Origin of the sequence: Rhodanobacter sp. L36, from assembly GCF_009765755.1 — a bacterium.
In the GTDB taxonomy this organism is placed as follows: Bacteria; Pseudomonadota; Gammaproteobacteria; order Xanthomonadales; family Rhodanobacteraceae; genus Rhodanobacter.
This window is the reverse complement of record NZ_LMUV01000011.1, coordinates 235,977-249,847: the sequence shown is the minus strand read 5'-3', so window position 1 is coordinate 249,847 and position 13,871 is coordinate 235,977. Positions and strand designations below refer to the sequence as shown.

Genomic DNA, 13,871 nt, shown 5'->3' with positions numbered 1-13,871 from the left:
ACCACTCGTCAGTTCAACGAGTTTTGGACTGACATGAGCACGATTCGTTCATCGCGATGCGAAAGCGTGCGTCCCGGTTTATCGCAAGCTGGTTTCCGCGCCTGCGCCGCAGGCGACGCCGTCTACGCCTTCAGCCGGTAGCCGGTGCGGAACATCCACCACACCGCGATCAGGCACAGCGCGAGAAACACCAACGTCATGCCCATGCTGATGCCAACGCTCACGTCGGACACGCCATAGAAACTCCAGCGGAATCCACTCACCAGATACACCACCGGATTGAACAGCGTCACCTTCTGCCAGATCGGCGGCAGCATGTGTATCGAGTAGAAACTCCCGCCGAGAAACGTCAGCGGCGTCACGATCAACAGCGGCACCAGCTGCAGTTTCTCGAAGCTGTCGGCCCAGATGCCGATGATGAAACCGAACAGGCTGAAAGTGACCCCGGTAAGCACGAGGAACGCGATCATCCACAACGGATGCGCGATATCGAACGAGACGAACAGCCGTGCCGTGCCCAGGATGATCAGACCGAGCATGATCGATTTGCTCGCCGCCGCGCCGACATAGCCCGCGACAATCTCGATGTACGACACCGGCGCAGAAAGGATTTCGTAGATGGTGCCGGAGAACTTCGGAAAGTAGATGCCGAACGACGCATTGGAAATGCTCTGCGTCAGCAGCGACAGCATGATCAGGCCGGGCACGATGAAGGCGCCGTAGCTCACACCGTTGATCGCCGTCATGCGCGAGCCGATGGCTGCGCCGAACACCACGAAGTACAGCGAGGTGGATATCACCGGCGAGATCACGCTCTGCAGCAGCGTGCGCCAGGTGCGGGCCATCTCGAAATGATAGATCGCTCGGATAGCGTGGAAATTCATGGGCGTTCACTCACCAGGCTGACGAAAATATCTTCCAGCGAACTCTGGCTGGTCTGCAGGTCCTTGAAGTCGATGCCCGCTTCGCCGAGCTTGCGCAGCAGCACGTCGATGCCGGTGCGATCCCCCTGCGTATCGAACGTGTAGACCAGTTCGTTGCCATCGGGCGACAGCTCCAGCGCATAATCCGACAGCGATGGCGGGACGCCTTGCAGCGGACGTTGCAGATGCAGCGTGAGCTGCTTGCGGCCGAGCTTGTTCATCAGCTCCGCCTTGTCCTCGACAAGGATCAGCTCGCCCTTGCTGATCACGCCGATGCGGTCGGCCATTTCTTCGGCCTCTTCGATGTAGTGCGTTGTAAGGATGATGGTGACGCCGGTTTCCCGCAGCGAGCGCACCATTTCCCACATGTCGCGCCGCAGCTCCACGTCGACACCCGCGGTGGGTTCGTCGAGAAACAGGATCTGCGGTTCGTGCGACAACGCCTTGGCGATCATCACGCGCCGCTTCATGCCGCCGGACAAGGTGCGCAGCCGGCTGTCCTTCTTGTTCCACAGCGAGAGATCCTTCAGCACCTTCTCGATGTACGCCGGATTCGCCGGCTTGCCGAACAGGCCGCGGCTGAAGCTCACCGTGTTCCACACCGTTTCAAATGCGTCGGTGGTCAGCTCCTGCGGCACCAGGCCGATCTTGCTGCGCGCCGCGCGGTATTCGCGTACCACGTCGTGGCCATCGGCGAGCACCTTGCCCTCGCTGGGATTCACGATGCCGCAGATGATGCTGATGAGCGTGGTCTTGCCGGCACCGTTGGGTCCGAGCAGCGCGAAAATCTCGCCCTTCCGGATCTCCAGATCGATGTGCCTGAGCGCTTGAAAACCGGAAGCGTAGGTCTTGCTGAGTTGCTGGACAGAAATGACCGACTGCACTCGAAATCCTTGAAGTGGCGGATAGGCAAACGGCGATGGTAAGCCGACGACATCCGAAGGGCCACCGGACAATGTGTTTCCGTCAGCGGACAAGGTCGGATTCACGGCCGGCTGACGCCTTTGGCGACACCATGCCCATGCATGGGGGCATGCACGGAGTTTCATCGATGACGCCCAGAGCCGCCGCTTCGGCGCCGCGCACACCGGTCGACGATCGGCCGAGCGTGCCTGCGCTCTATGTCGGCTGCGCGGGTTGGTCGATTCCGGCGCAATACGCCAGCGAATTTCCCGAAGGAAAAAGTCACCTCGCGCGCTATGCGCAGGTATTCAACGCGGTCGAAATCAACTCGTCGTTCTATCGCCCGCATCTGCCAGCCACGTATCGCCGCTGGTCAGCCACAGTACCGAAGACGTTCCGCTTCGCGGTAAAGATGCCGCGCGCGATCACCCACATGGCACGCCTGCGCGATTGCGGTCCGGCGCTGGAAACCTTTCTCGGCGAAGTCGATTTTCTCGACGGCAAGCTGGGCTGCCTGCTGCTGCAGTTGCCGCCGAGCCTGGCTTACGACCCCGCGATCACGCTGCCGTTCTTCGACCTGCTGCGCAAGAAGCATCGCGGCCCGGTCGCCTGCGAACCGCGCCATGCCAGCTGGTTTCACGGCACCGTAAACAACGCGTTGCGCGAACGCGGCATCGCGCGCGCGGCAGCCGACCCTGCACGTTTCACACAGGCCTCGGTACCGGCGGGCGATCGATCGCTGCAATACCTGCGTCTTCACGGCTCACCGCGCATGTACTACGACGCCTATGTCGATGACGTGCTAGGCCACGTCGCGCGCCGCATGCAACGTCCCTGCCGGCAGACCGCTGCACGCTGGTGCATCTTCGACAACACCGCGCTGGGGCATGCCACTGGCAATGCGCTGTCGATGAACCGGCTGTTGCGCGGTCAGGCCAAATAGACGGCTTCACCTCGCGTGCTCGTATCGCATCGGACACTTTCCCGCGTCTCCCACGGAAACGGTCATGCCTGAAGGTCCTTCCATCGTCCTGCTTCGCGAGGAGATCGCACACTTCTCCGGCAAGATCATCCGGCGCGCGGAAGGCAACGCGAAGATCGACATGCAGCGCGTGGCCGGCAAGCGCGTGAAGTCGATCCGGAGCTTCGGCAAACAGACCCTGATCGCACTGCCCGGCTTCGCCATTCGCATCCATTTGCTGATGTTCGGCAGCTACCGCGTCGACGAACGAAAGGACGCCGCGCCGCGCCTCAGCCTTGGCTTCCACAATGGTGAACTGAATTTCTACAGCTGTTCGGTGCGACTCATCGACGGCGAACTCGATGATTTGTATGACTGGCGTGCGGACATCATGTCCGACAGCTGGGACCCAAAACTCGCGCGCAAGAAACTCATGGTCATGCCCGATATGCTGGTTTGCGACGCACTGCTCGATCAGAACGTGTTCGCCGGCGTCGGCAACATCATCAAGAACGAGGTGTTGTATCGGATCAAGGTGCATCCGTTGTCGACCATCGGTGCACTGCCGCCGCGCAAGCTCGGCGAGCTGATCAAGGAAGCGCGCGAATACAGTTTCCAGTTTCTCGAATGGAAACGCGCCTTCGTGCTGCGCAAGCACTGGCTGGTGCACAACCGCAGCCGCTGTCCGATTCACGACATTCCGCTCGAACGCGCGCATCTGGGAAAAACGAATCGCCGCACATTCTGGTGCGACCTGTGTCAGAAACTCTACGAGGCGGATTGACCGACATGTCGCAGGCATCCGGTTCGCGCGTTGTCGTCATTGCCGCCCTCGTCGGAAATCTGCTCATCGCCGTGGCCAAGTTCGTGGCCGCTGCGTTTTCCGGCAGCTCGGCGATGCTCAGCGAGGGCGTGCATTCGCTGGTCGATACCGTCAACGAAGTGCTGCTGCTCTATGGACTCAAGCGCGCGGCGAAGCCAGCCGATACCAGCCATCCTTTCGGCTACGGCCGCGAACTTTATTTCTGGAGTTTCGTGGTCGCGTTGCTGGTGCTGGCGATGGGTGCGGGCGTGTCGCTGTACGAAGGCGTGGCGCGCATTCGCCAACCCGAGCCGGTCACGCATCCGCTGATGAATTATTTGGTGCTGGCGATTTCCGCCTTGTTCGAAGGCACATCGTGGACGCTCGCGCTGCGCGAATTTCGCCGGCTCAAGGGACGACTCGGTTACTTCGAAGCGTTTCGCCAAAGCAAGGATCCGAGCACGTTCACCGTATTGCTGGAAGATAGCGCCGCGCTGCTCGGCATCCTCGTCGCGCTGGCCGGCCTGGTCGGCGCGCAACTGCTGCATATGCCGGAACTCGATGGGGTTGCATCGATCGGAATCGCGATCGTGCTGGCCATTTCCGCCAGTCTTCTGCTGCGCGAAACCAAGGGATTGCTGATCGGCGAACCGGCCCATCCCGTCGTGCGCGACGCGATCATGAGGATCGCCAATGCGGACCCAGACGTGCGCTGCGCCAACGGCGTGATGACCGTGCAGGTCGGCCCGAACCAGGTCGTCGCCGCACTCAGCGCGGAGTTCGAAGATGCGCTCACCACGTCGCAGATCGAGGCATGCATCCATCGCATCGAGGACAAGGCCAAGGAGGCTTATCCCGAACTCACCGCGCTGTTCGTCAAACCGCAGACGCCGGAAGTCTGGCGCGCAAGACGCGAGGCGATCGCCGACGAGGACGAGCTTGCGCCATGAGCAGCCTGAGTCTGTTCGGCGACGGGCCGCAGCTGCTGCTCGACGACGCGACCGGTCGCATTGCACTCACGCCTGAACTCGTCGATGCGCCCACCGCGCAAGCGTGGTTCCAGCAACTTCACGAAGGCATCGCGTGGAAAAGCGGCCGTCGCGTGATGTACGAACGCGAGGTCGATGTGCCACGACTGCGCGCGTATTTCCGCGCCGACGATCCGCTGCTGCCGTTCGCGCTGCAGGACGCGCTCGCCATCGTCAGGACGTCGGTCGGTGCGCCGTTCGACAGCATCGGGCTGAATCTCTACCGCGATCAGCACGACAGCGTCGCGCCACACAACGACAAGCTCGCCGACATCGTGCGCGGCCAGCCGATCGCGCTGCTGTCGCTGGGCGCGATGCGCCGCATGACCATCCGCGCCAAACAGCCACCGCGGCGCGTGCTGCAGGTCGATCTGGAACCCGGCAGCCTGCTGGTGATGAGTTGGGAAACGCAGCGGCATTACGACCACGGCATTCCCAAACAGCGCGTGCCGATGGCGCCACGCATCAGCCTCGCGTTTCGCGTGCGCGGCGACAACGCGTGATCACCCGGCTTCCACGCTCGCGTGGCCTACGATGTGGCTCGTCTCGCTTGGCCCAGGAAGTAGTCGCATGAAAACCATCAAGCTCGCGACGTTCAACATCAACGGCGTGCGTTCGCGAATGCCGGCATTGCTCAAGTGGCTGGCGCACGAACAACCGGACATCGTGTGCCTGCAGGAATTGAAAGCGCCGGACGATGCATTCCCTTTCGCCGAATTGCGCGCTGCAGGTTACGGCTCGATATGGCACGGACAACGCGCGTGGAACGGCGTGGCGATTCTTGCGCGTGGAATGGACCCGATCGAAAGCCGGCGTGGCCTGCCCGGCGGCAAGGGCGATGACCAGAGTCGTTACATCGAAGCGGCCGCGCACGGCATCATCGTCGGTTGCCTGTACCTGCCCAACGGCAATCCGCAACCCGGCCCCAAGTTCGATTACAAACTCGCGTGGTTCGAACGTTTCATCCACTACGCGGCCACGCTGTATCGCAGCGGACATCCGGTGGTGTTGGCCGGCGATTACAACGTGGTACCAACCGACTTCGATATCTACAACCCGCGCTCGTGGTTGAAGGATGCGCTGCTGCAGCCGGAGAGCCGCGCCTGCTATCAGCGCCTGCTCGATCAGGGCTGGACCGACGCGTTGCGCGCCACGCATCCGGACGAGCGCATCTACACCTTCTGGGATTATTTCCGCCGTCACTGGCAGACCAATTCCGGCCTGCGCATCGATCATCTTTTGTTGAGCGGCGAACTCGCACCGCGTCTGAAAAGCGCGGGCGTCGACCGCTGGGTGCGCGACGAACCCAGCCCCAGCGATCACGCGCCGACGTGGATCACCCTGAGCGTCGCATCGACTCGCAAGAAAGCCGCATCGAAATCAAACCCGGTAGCGACGAAAAAATCTGCGGTGAAATCCGCGACGGCCAAAAAGACCGCGAAGCGCAAAACGGCAGCGAAGAAAAAAACCCCAACTACTCGTTGAAGTCGTTCAACGATCACGCATACGACAAGGCCGCGGGACTTCCGTCACGCGGCCTTCGCGTTGGCGCCAGTGAGGCGACTTACTTGCGGCGCTTGTCCGCGTCACGCTGGGCATCGGCGGCCTTGCCCACTTCCTTCTGCACCTTGCCTGCATTCTTCTCGATATTGCCGGCGACCTGCTTGCCCGTGTTGCCGGTGACTTTGCCGACAGCTTCCTTCACGGCGCCCTTCACTTCGTGCTTGGTGCCTTCGGTACGATTCTTGTCCACGTGAACTCTCCGGAGATGGGGCCTGCGGATTGCAGACGTCACCAAACTACGGATGTCGAAGTGGGCGAAGCGTGACCACCATGTGCGCATTGCGTTGACATCGCCGGCGTGCGCGACTCTCACGGCTCCGCGACACGCACTGCCGGATGCTGACTCGCGCAACCGCGCCATCCAACATCAGCGAGCCATGCATGGATCTGAAAAGCGGCTACCCGTTCTGGGCCATCAAGAACGGACTCATGCATGCGTTTCCCCAACTCCAGAAAGATCTCCGCTGTGACGTCGCGATCATCGGCGGCGGCATCAGCGGCGCCCTGATCGCCAACGAACTGGCGGAGCATGGCCACGACGTGGCGGTATTCGAGGAACGCGACATCGGCTGGGGCAGTTCGGCGGCCAGCACAGCCCTGCTGCAATACGAAATCGATACGCACATGATCGACTTGGCCAAGTGGTACGGCGAGGACGACGCCGCGCTCGCCTATCGCGCCTGTGCCGATGCCATCCCGATGCTGCAGGCCTTGTCCGGCGAACTGCGCGATGTCGATTTCGGCCGCATGTACAGCCTCTATTACGCCAGCCGTCGTCGCCACGTGCCGGTGATGCAGGAAGAAATGGCGCTGCGCAGAAAACACGGATTCGAGGTGAGCTGGCTGGAGCCGGGGGAGCTGCGCGATCACTACGGCATTGACGCGCCCGGCGCGATTCTCAGCGAACTGGCCGCGCGCATCGATCCGTATCGCATGGCCTATCGATTGTTCACGCGACTTGAAAAGCGCGGCGCAGGCGTGTTCGATCGGACACGCATTGAGAGGCTCGACGCCACTGACGACAGTGTCACATTGCAGACGGCCGATGGCGTGCAGATACATGCAAAGCACGTTGTTTTCGCAGCCGGATATGCCAGCCAGAAATGGTTGCATCAACGCGTTGCGCGCGACCGCAGCAGCTACGCCTTCATCACCGATCCGTTGAACAAGGCGAGCCTGCGCGCGCTCGCCGACACCATGGTGTGGGAATCGGCGCGGCCGTATCTGTACATGCGCAGCACCGGCGATGGTCGCCTGCTGGTGGGTGGCGAGGACGACGACATCGACATTCCGATTCGCCGCGACGCGCGCGTGGACAAGAAAGCGCGCACGCTGGTGAAAAAAGTCACGCGTGCCCTGCCCGGTCTGGAGCTCGCACCCGCGTTTGCATGGGCCGGCACCTTTGCGGAAACCGACGACGGCCTGCCTTTCTTCGGTACGCATGAGCAATACGGACCGCGCGTGCAATTCGCAATGGCCTATGGCGGCAACGGCATCAGTTACAGCATGGCCGGCGCGCCGTTGATTCGTGCATTGATCGAACGCCGGCCGCATCTGCTGGCTGATTTGTTCTCGTTCGATCGGCTGAAGCGATAGACCTTCGGCCTATCGCCCAATCGCGCCCCGCCGGCTATCGTTGGCCAACCGCATTCGCGGCACAACCGGGGAACGGCATGACGAAGTTGAAACCACGCGCACGGGCACTGGCGTGCCTGCTGCTGTCGATCACCGCGCTGAGCGCCTGCGCCACCGATGCGAAACCCAAACCCAAGGCCGATGACGACGCTTCACTGCCCGGCACCGTGTGGATCAACCCGGTCATCAAGGATTTCGGCCGCGTGCATCCGCGCCCCGACGCGGCAGTGCAACCCGACCCCGCGGCCGATTACAAGGTCATCGTCGACGTGGTCCACGGCAGCAAGGATCACACCGAGGTCTACGGTTCGCTGCAGCGGCTCGCGCGCATCGTCAACCTGATGGGCTTCGCCAAGGTGCCACCGGAGCATGTGCATATCGTCGCAGTGATCGAAGGCGAGGCCAGTATCGCGGCGGCGAACAACACCGAATATCGCAAGTTCTACAAGGTCGACAACCCGAACATCGCGATCATCCATGCGCTGAAACAAGCCGGCGTGACCCTGCTCGTCTGCGGACAGGCGCTGGCGGAGAACGGCTTGAAGGACACCGACGTCAATCCGGACGTCACGGTGTCGCTCTCCGCATTGAGCGATTTCGTGGTCTACGGGCAACGCGGCTACAGCTACATGCAGTTGTGATGTTCGCGGCGCGCAGCAAATATGCACGCTGCGCCTACGCAGGTGACGCGACCATCGCAGCTCCGTGCATGAGGCCAGCGGCATGACACTCACACCCGCGATCATCGATCACCATCCGCTGCCGTTGCGCGATCGCGCGGTGCTGATCACCGGTGGTGCGCAAGGCATCGGTCGCGGCATTGCGCAGGCCGTACTGGGCGCGGGTGGTTCGGTGATGATCGGTGATCTCGATGTGGAAGCTGGCCGCGCGTGCCTCGATGAATGGAAGGTTGGATCGCGCGCGGGGTTTAGCCGTCTGGACGTCGCGAAGGAAAACAGCGTGCAACGTTGGATCGCCTCGGCACACAAGCGCTTCGGGCACATCGACGGTCTGGTGAATAACGCCGGCATTGCCGATCCGCACCGCGGCAAACTCGCCGAACTCACTTTGGCGAGCTGGAACCGCTACATCGCCACCAACCTCACCGGCGCGTTTCTGTGCAGCAAGCACGCGCTGCCGGCCCTGGCCGATGCGCATGGCGCCATCGTCAACATCGCCTCCACCCGCGCGCTGCAATCCGAACCCGACACCGAAGCCTACGCCGCCACCAAAGGCGGCCTGCTGGCACTCACCCACGCCATGGCGATCAGCGCCGGGCCTGATGTGCGCGTCAACGCGATCCTGCCCGGCTGGATCGCCACCGACGCCTGGCGCAAACCCGCCGCGCGGCGCGCACCCAAACTGAGCCGTCAGGATCACGCCCAGCATCCTGCCGGTCGCGTCGGCACGCCGGAAGACATCGGCGGTTTGGCCGTCTATCTGTTATCCGCGCAAGCCAGCTTCATCACCGGCCAGCACTTCACCGTCGATGGCGGCATGACGGTGAAGATGCAGTACGCGTGATTACTTGTCCTTCAGGCCTTCGACCTGGATACGCAGCGTCACGTCCATGCTGAAGCCGTAGGACTTTCCCATGTCGAGGCCGAAATCGGCGCGATTGAAATGGGCCAGCGCATCGGCGCCGCACAGTTCGCGCTTGTACAGCGGATGCGGAATGCACTTGAAACTGTTGATGGTGAGCGACACCGGCTTGGTCACGCCATGCAGGGTGAGTTGGCCGTCCACACGGGTGGGTGCGCCGCTGACGAAGCCGGCGAGCTGGCCGTTGTAGCTGGCGTCGGGATACTTCGCGATATCGAAGAATTCCTTGCTGGTCGCCCATGCGTTCAACTTGTCCTGGCCGAAATCGATGCTGGACAGGTCGAGATCGACGTGCAGCGTGCCGCTGCCTTTTTGCTTGTCCAGCACGACCTTGCCGGTAGTGTGGTTGAGCTTGCCGCGCCACACCGACACGCCGCCCATGTGGTCGGCCTCGAAGCTCGGATAGGTGTGGTTCGGATCGAGCGTGTACGTGGCGGAAGCGGCCACAGTGGCGCCCATCGGCGCCAGCGCCAGCAGAGCCAGCAGTAATTTAGTTTTCATCGTGGCGGGTTTGATCCTCATGTCCATTCCTTGTGGTGATTGAAAACCGCGCCAGCGGCGGTTCTTGCAAGTGCGACGAACGGAAAGACGGTGAATCGACATCCTGTCCGCAGGTTCTTCCGATACAAGGCACGACCCGATGTGCTTGACGTCACTTATCCCCGGGGTCCGTTTGCCACATACTCGATGGCTGAAGTCACGGGAGATTCGCATGCACGTCCGGCATCTGCGTTCCATCTTCGCCAGCATGGCCCTGCCCTTCGGGCTGTCGTTCCTGTTTGCCACGCCGGTTTACGCGCAACGCGTCGATCCACAAACCAAGCTGATCGAACAGCGCAACGACATCGAGCAGCAGCTGGAACAAATCGCCGTCATCGATCGCAAGGTGATGGTGAAAATGCGCGACGGCAAGCTGATGGCGGCCGATATCTACAGGCCGAAGAACGCCGGCAAGGTGCCGATCATCTTCGAGCGCACGCCGTACAACTTCAATTACTGGGACGTGAAACTCGGCGCACCGGCGGACATGAGCCGCGAGCTTGAAGCCGTGAAACGGGGCTATGCATACGTGGTGATGCAGGAGCGCGGGCATTTCTTTTCGCAGGGCAACTACGACATCCTCGGCACGCCGCTCAGCGATGGCAGCGACGAGATCAAGTGGATGTCCACACAACCGTGGGCGAGCGGCAAGGTGGGTACGACTGGTTGTTCGTCCACCGCGGAATGGCAGCTGGCGGTGGTCGCACAGAACGATCCGGCGCTTGCCACGTTCAACGTGCAGGGTTTCGGCGCGGGCGTGGGTCGCGTCGGTCCGTATTTCGAGCAGGGCAACTGGTACCGAGGTGGCGCGGTGCAGTTGCTGTTCGTGTCATGGATCTACGACTACGGCATCCAGAATCAGGTGCGGCCGATGTTTCCGTCGAACACGACGCAAGCCGAACTGGTCAACGCCTCGCGCGATTTCGACCTCGCCACGCAGATGCCGCCGGTGGACTGGAACAAGGCGTTTTGGCATCTGCCGCTGAAAGACATGATCAAGGCCGTCGGTGGCCCGCCGGGCATCTTCGAGACACGCATGCCCGTATCCACCGGCGGCAACATGGTGGCTCGCACGCCGAACGATCCAGCCTGGTACAAAGGCGGCCTGTGGAACGACGGGCTGAAGATCAGCAAGCCCGGCCTGTGGTTCATGAGCTGGTTCGATGTGTCGGTGTCGCCGAATCTTGCCGCCTATAACGAAGTGCGCCGCACCGCGCCCAAGGCGGTTGCCGATCAGCAATACGCGGTGATCGCGCCGGTACTCCATTGCGCCTATACGCGCGCCACCAAGGACACCATGGTCGGCGACCTCGACATGGGCGATGCGCGATTCGAATACAACAAGCTTGTCTACGGCTGGTTCGACCATTTCCTCAAGGGCGAGGACAACGGCATCCTGCAGAAGCAGCCGAAGGTGATGTACTACGTGATGGGCAAAAACCAGTGGGAGCAATCGCCCACCTGGCCACCGGCCGGCGCCACCACGCAGGATTTCTACTTCAGCAGTGCCGGCAAGGCGAACACGCTGTACGGCGACGGCGCGCTCACCGCGAAACCCGACACTGACGATCATCCGGACGCGCTCGTCTACGACCCGGCCAACCCGGTCATGACCTTCGGCGGCGGTGGTTGCTGCCAGGGCACCGCGGTGAAGTTCGGCTCGTACGACCAGCGCAGCGAGGAAGCGCGTAACGACGTGCTGGTTTATGACTCCGAACCGTTCAAGGAGGGTACCGAAGTCAGCGGACCGATCACCGTGACTTTGTATGTCTCTTCCAGCGCGAAGGACACCGACTTCACCTTCAAGGTGATGGACGTCCATCCGGACGGCCAGGCGTTCAACATCACCGAGAACATCCAGCGCATGCGCTACCGCGACGGCTACGACAAGCCACTCGCGTGGATGTCGCCGGGACAGATCTACAAGGTGACGTTCCAGCCGATCGACACCAGCAACTATTTCGATGCCGGCCACAAGCTGCGCATCGCGATATCCAGCAGCAACTTCCCGCGTTTCGACCGCAATCTCAACACCGGCGGCAACAATTACGACGAGGACAAGGGTGTGATCGCGCACAACGTCGTGCACCACGACGCGCAACATCCATCGAAGATCACCATCACCGTGGTGCCCGGCGGCGGCAAGCCGATGAGTGTCGGCATGGACAAGCCGGACTGACGACTCAGCTGCGCGGCTTGCGCAATCGCTTTGCGTTGCCGGTGGCGCGCCGATGGAACGGCGCCATGCCGGCGGTGGCGATCTCCGCCGCGGCACGCATGGTTTTCTTTGCCGCCACGTCCGCGCTTATGCGAGGTGATGTGCCGATGCCGCAAAGCGCGGCAGCTTGTCGGTTGGCGAGGTTCAACCACTGCATCATCGACGCCTGGTAAAGGCTCGCCGCCTTCATCGACATGGCCTGCGCCGATTCGGCCGAGGCGTCGACTTTTTCCTGCACCATCCGGCCCATCTCGCGCCTGTCGGCGGCATCGGGATTCGCGCCCATCGACGCCATGCGCTGGCTGCGATGGGCGACGACTTCGCCCGACGCCAGCAGCATTTCCGCCGACTTCGTTGCCAGTGTCGTCCACATGGCGAACGGATTGATCGGCCACGACAGCGCGGAGGAACGAGTGCGACGGGACATGACGATGACCTCGAGTTGATGCGTATTCATGACCGATCGGCAGTGACGCGTGGGTGATGTGACGGCGCGCGACGATGTCACACGCTTCGACATTCTGCGAACAATCGCGTTCCTATACTTCACAGTCTGCTTTTGCGCCACTCCCCAACAAGGATCTCCATGAACGTCTCCCACGCCACTTCGGCCAACGTCGACGCGCTGTTCCAGCCCACGATGGTAGGCGACATCGAAGTGCCCAACCGCATCGTGATGGCGCCGCTCACGCGCAACCGTGCCAGCGCCGGCAACGTGCCGACCGAACTCAATGCCACCTACTACGCGCAGCGCGCGAGCGCCGGCCTGATCATTGCGGAAGCCACCCAGATCAGCCCCGAAGGTCAGGGCTACATCGCCACGCCGGGCATCCATTCGCGTGAGCAGATCGAGGGCTGGAAAAAAGTCACCGCCGCCGTGCACGCGAAGGGCGGGCGCATCGTACTGCAGCTCTGGCATGTGGGGCGAATCTCGCATGTTTCTCTGCAGCCGGATGGAAAGCCGCCGGTAGCGCCGTCGGCGATTCGCGCCGAAGCAAAAACCTTCATCGCCGAAGGCTTCGTGGATGTATCCGCGCCGCGTGCGCTGGCGCTCGAGGAAATTCCCGCGTTGATCGACAGCTATCGCCAGGCCGCGGCCAACGCGCGCGAAGCCGGTTTCGACGGTGTCGAAGTGCATGGCGCCAACGGCTATCTGATCGACCAGTTCCTGCGTGACAAGAGCAACCATCGCACCGACGCGTACGGCGGCGGTATCGAAAACCGCACGCGCCTGTTGTTCGAAGTGTGCCAGGCGGTGGCCGGCGAAATCGGTGCGGGCCGCACCGCCGTGCGCCTGTCGCCACTTACCCATTCCGGCGACATTGCCGATAGCAGTCCGCAACGCCTGTTCAATCGCGCGGTCGAACGGCTGGCCGGCCTCAACCTCGCCTACCTTCACATCATCGAAGGTGAAACCGCCGGCGCGCGCGAGCCGGAACCGTTCGACTACGAGCGGATGCGCAAGCCGTTCAAGGGCGCATGGATGGTCAACAACGGCTACGACCGCGCGATGGCCATCGACGAAGTCGCCAGTGGACGCGCCGACCTCGTTGCGTTTGGTCGCGAGTTTCTCGCCAATCCGGATCTTCCGCGCCGCCTTCGCGAAAATGCCGCACTCAACAAGCCGGATCCCAAGACGTTCTACGGCGGTGGTGCGGAAGGCTATACGGATTATCTCGCGCTCGATTGACCTTCC

Annotated in this window: 15 protein-coding genes; 10 read left to right on the top strand and 5 right to left on the bottom strand. The window is 62.2% G+C overall.

Annotation, left to right across the window (positions count from 1 at the left end; translation table 11 throughout):
* Window positions 1-122: 122 nt before the first annotated feature.
* Entirely contained in the window at window positions 123-884 is a 762-nt protein-coding gene (locus GSQ73_RS10730) for an ABC transporter permease (RefSeq protein ID WP_158883842.1), read from the bottom strand.
* The gene (locus GSQ73_RS10725) at window positions 881-1,807 is read right to left on the bottom strand and encodes an ABC transporter ATP-binding protein (RefSeq protein ID WP_158883840.1); all 927 of its coding nucleotides are present in this window, start codon (window positions 1,805-1,807) and stop codon (window positions 881-883) included. Before GSQ73_RS10725 ends, GSQ73_RS10730 begins: the two co-directional genes overlap by 4 nt.
* A 167-nt stretch (window positions 1,808-1,974) precedes the next feature.
* Here GSQ73_RS10725 and GSQ73_RS10720 point away from each other — a divergent pair, with 167 nt between their 5' ends.
* From GSQ73_RS10720 to xth, 5 genes are all read left to right on the top strand, one after another.
* Window positions 1,975-2,769 carry a DUF72 domain-containing protein gene (locus GSQ73_RS10720; protein ID WP_158883838.1) on the top strand — a complete coding sequence of 265 codons (795 nt, stop codon included), beginning with the start codon at window positions 1,975-1,977 and terminating at the stop codon, window positions 2,767-2,769.
* 64 nt (window positions 2,770-2,833) lie between these two features.
* Window positions 2,834-3,571: a DNA-formamidopyrimidine glycosylase family protein gene (locus GSQ73_RS10715; RefSeq protein WP_158883836.1), complete on the top strand. Its 738-nt coding sequence runs from the start codon at window positions 2,834-2,836 to the stop codon at window positions 3,569-3,571.
* A 5-nt stretch (window positions 3,572-3,576) separates the two neighbouring features.
* Window positions 3,577-4,539 carry a cation diffusion facilitator family transporter gene (locus GSQ73_RS10710; protein WP_158883834.1) on the top strand — a complete coding sequence of 321 codons (963 nt, stop codon included), beginning with the start codon at window positions 3,577-3,579 and terminating at the stop codon, window positions 4,537-4,539.
* A complete protein-coding gene (locus tag GSQ73_RS10705) occupies window positions 4,536-5,120 on the top strand; it encodes an alpha-ketoglutarate-dependent dioxygenase AlkB (protein WP_158883832.1) in 585 nt (194 codons plus the stop codon). Before GSQ73_RS10710 ends, GSQ73_RS10705 begins: the two co-directional genes overlap by 4 nt.
* 67 nt (window positions 5,121-5,187) lie before the next feature.
* Window positions 5,188-6,102, top strand: a complete 915-nt coding sequence (gene xth, locus GSQ73_RS10700; protein ID WP_158883830.1) for an exodeoxyribonuclease III — start codon at window positions 5,188-5,190, stop codon at window positions 6,100-6,102.
* Between the two features lie 79 nt (window positions 6,103-6,181).
* Here the strand turns inward: xth and GSQ73_RS10695 are convergent, their stop codons facing one another.
* A complete protein-coding gene (locus tag GSQ73_RS10695; RefSeq protein ID WP_158883828.1) occupies window positions 6,182-6,370 on the bottom strand; it encodes a CsbD family protein in 189 nt (62 codons plus the stop codon).
* Window positions 6,371-6,561: 191 nt separating this feature from the next.
* Here GSQ73_RS10695 and GSQ73_RS10690 point away from each other — a divergent pair, with 191 nt between their 5' ends.
* The 3 genes from GSQ73_RS10690 (at window position 6,562) to GSQ73_RS10680 (ending at window position 9,339) form a co-directional block, all read left to right on the top strand.
* The gene (locus GSQ73_RS10690) at window positions 6,562-7,776 is read left to right on the top strand and encodes an FAD-dependent oxidoreductase (protein WP_158883826.1); all 1,215 of its coding nucleotides are present in this window, start codon (window positions 6,562-6,564) and stop codon (window positions 7,774-7,776) included.
* A gap of 77 nt (window positions 7,777-7,853) precedes the next feature.
* On the top strand, window positions 7,854-8,456 hold the full coding sequence (locus tag GSQ73_RS10685; RefSeq protein ID WP_158883824.1) for a DsrE family protein: 603 nt from the start codon (window positions 7,854-7,856) through the stop codon (window positions 8,454-8,456).
* Between the two features lie 82 nt (window positions 8,457-8,538).
* Window positions 8,539-9,339, top strand: a complete 801-nt coding sequence (locus GSQ73_RS10680; protein ID WP_158883822.1) for an SDR family oxidoreductase — start codon at window positions 8,539-8,541, stop codon at window positions 9,337-9,339.
* Here GSQ73_RS10680 and GSQ73_RS10675 read toward each other — a convergent pair whose 3' ends face one another.
* Window positions 9,340-9,939: a YceI family protein gene (locus GSQ73_RS10675; RefSeq protein ID WP_254063383.1), complete on the bottom strand. Its 600-nt coding sequence runs from the start codon at window positions 9,937-9,939 to the stop codon at window positions 9,340-9,342.
* A gap of 190 nt (window positions 9,940-10,129) precedes the next feature.
* Between GSQ73_RS10675 and GSQ73_RS10670 the strand changes: the two genes are divergently transcribed.
* The gene (locus GSQ73_RS10670) at window positions 10,130-12,136 is read left to right on the top strand and encodes a CocE/NonD family hydrolase (protein ID WP_216844766.1); all 2,007 of its coding nucleotides are present in this window, start codon (window positions 10,130-10,132) and stop codon (window positions 12,134-12,136) included.
* 4 nt (window positions 12,137-12,140) lie between these two features.
* On the opposite strand, the gene GSQ73_RS10665 is transcribed toward GSQ73_RS10670, so the two are convergent.
* The gene (locus tag GSQ73_RS10665) at window positions 12,141-12,602 is read right to left on the bottom strand and encodes a polyhydroxyalkanoate granule-associated phasin (RefSeq protein WP_158883820.1); all 462 of its coding nucleotides are present in this window, start codon (window positions 12,600-12,602) and stop codon (window positions 12,141-12,143) included.
* A gap of 159 nt (window positions 12,603-12,761) precedes the next feature.
* On the opposite strand from GSQ73_RS10665, the gene GSQ73_RS10660 reads away from it, so the two are divergent.
* Window positions 12,762-13,865 carry an alkene reductase gene (locus GSQ73_RS10660; RefSeq protein ID WP_158883818.1) on the top strand — a complete coding sequence of 368 codons (1,104 nt, stop codon included), beginning with the start codon at window positions 12,762-12,764 and terminating at the stop codon, window positions 13,863-13,865.
* The last annotated feature ends 6 nt before the right edge of the window (window positions 13,866-13,871 follow it).

Excerpts from the sequence above, each read along its gene's own strand:
- GSQ73_RS10720 (WP_158883838.1), top strand. The coding sequence starts at position 1,975 with ATGACGCCCAGAGCCGCCGCTTCGGCGCCGCGCACACCGGTCGACGAT.
- xth (WP_158883830.1), top strand. The coding sequence starts at position 5,188 with ATGAAAACCATCAAGCTCGCGACGTTCAACATCAACGGCGTGCGTTCG.
- GSQ73_RS10690 (WP_158883826.1), top strand. The coding sequence starts at position 6,562 with ATGGATCTGAAAAGCGGCTACCCGTTCTGGGCCATCAAGAACGGACTC.
- GSQ73_RS10710 (WP_158883834.1), top strand. The coding sequence starts at position 3,577 with ATGTCGCAGGCATCCGGTTCGCGCGTTGTCGTCATTGCCGCCCTCGTC.
- GSQ73_RS10705 (WP_158883832.1), top strand. The coding sequence starts at position 4,536 with ATGAGCAGCCTGAGTCTGTTCGGCGACGGGCCGCAGCTGCTGCTCGAC.
- GSQ73_RS10675 (WP_254063383.1), bottom strand. The coding sequence starts at position 9,939 with ATGAGGATCAAACCCGCCACGATGAAAACTAAATTACTGCTGGCTCTG.
- GSQ73_RS10685 (WP_158883824.1), top strand. The coding sequence starts at position 7,854 with ATGACGAAGTTGAAACCACGCGCACGGGCACTGGCGTGCCTGCTGCTG.
- GSQ73_RS10680 (WP_158883822.1), top strand. The coding sequence starts at position 8,539 with ATGACACTCACACCCGCGATCATCGATCACCATCCGCTGCCGTTGCGC.
- GSQ73_RS10670 (WP_216844766.1), top strand. The coding sequence starts at position 10,130 with ATGCACGTCCGGCATCTGCGTTCCATCTTCGCCAGCATGGCCCTGCCC.
- GSQ73_RS10730 (WP_158883842.1), bottom strand. The coding sequence starts at position 884 with ATGAATTTCCACGCTATCCGAGCGATCTATCATTTCGAGATGGCCCGC.
- GSQ73_RS10660 (WP_158883818.1), top strand. The coding sequence starts at position 12,762 with ATGAACGTCTCCCACGCCACTTCGGCCAACGTCGACGCGCTGTTCCAG.
- GSQ73_RS10715 (WP_158883836.1), top strand. The coding sequence starts at position 2,834 with ATGCCTGAAGGTCCTTCCATCGTCCTGCTTCGCGAGGAGATCGCACAC.
- GSQ73_RS10665 (WP_158883820.1), bottom strand. The coding sequence starts at position 12,602 with ATGTCCCGTCGCACTCGTTCCTCCGCGCTGTCGTGGCCGATCAATCCG.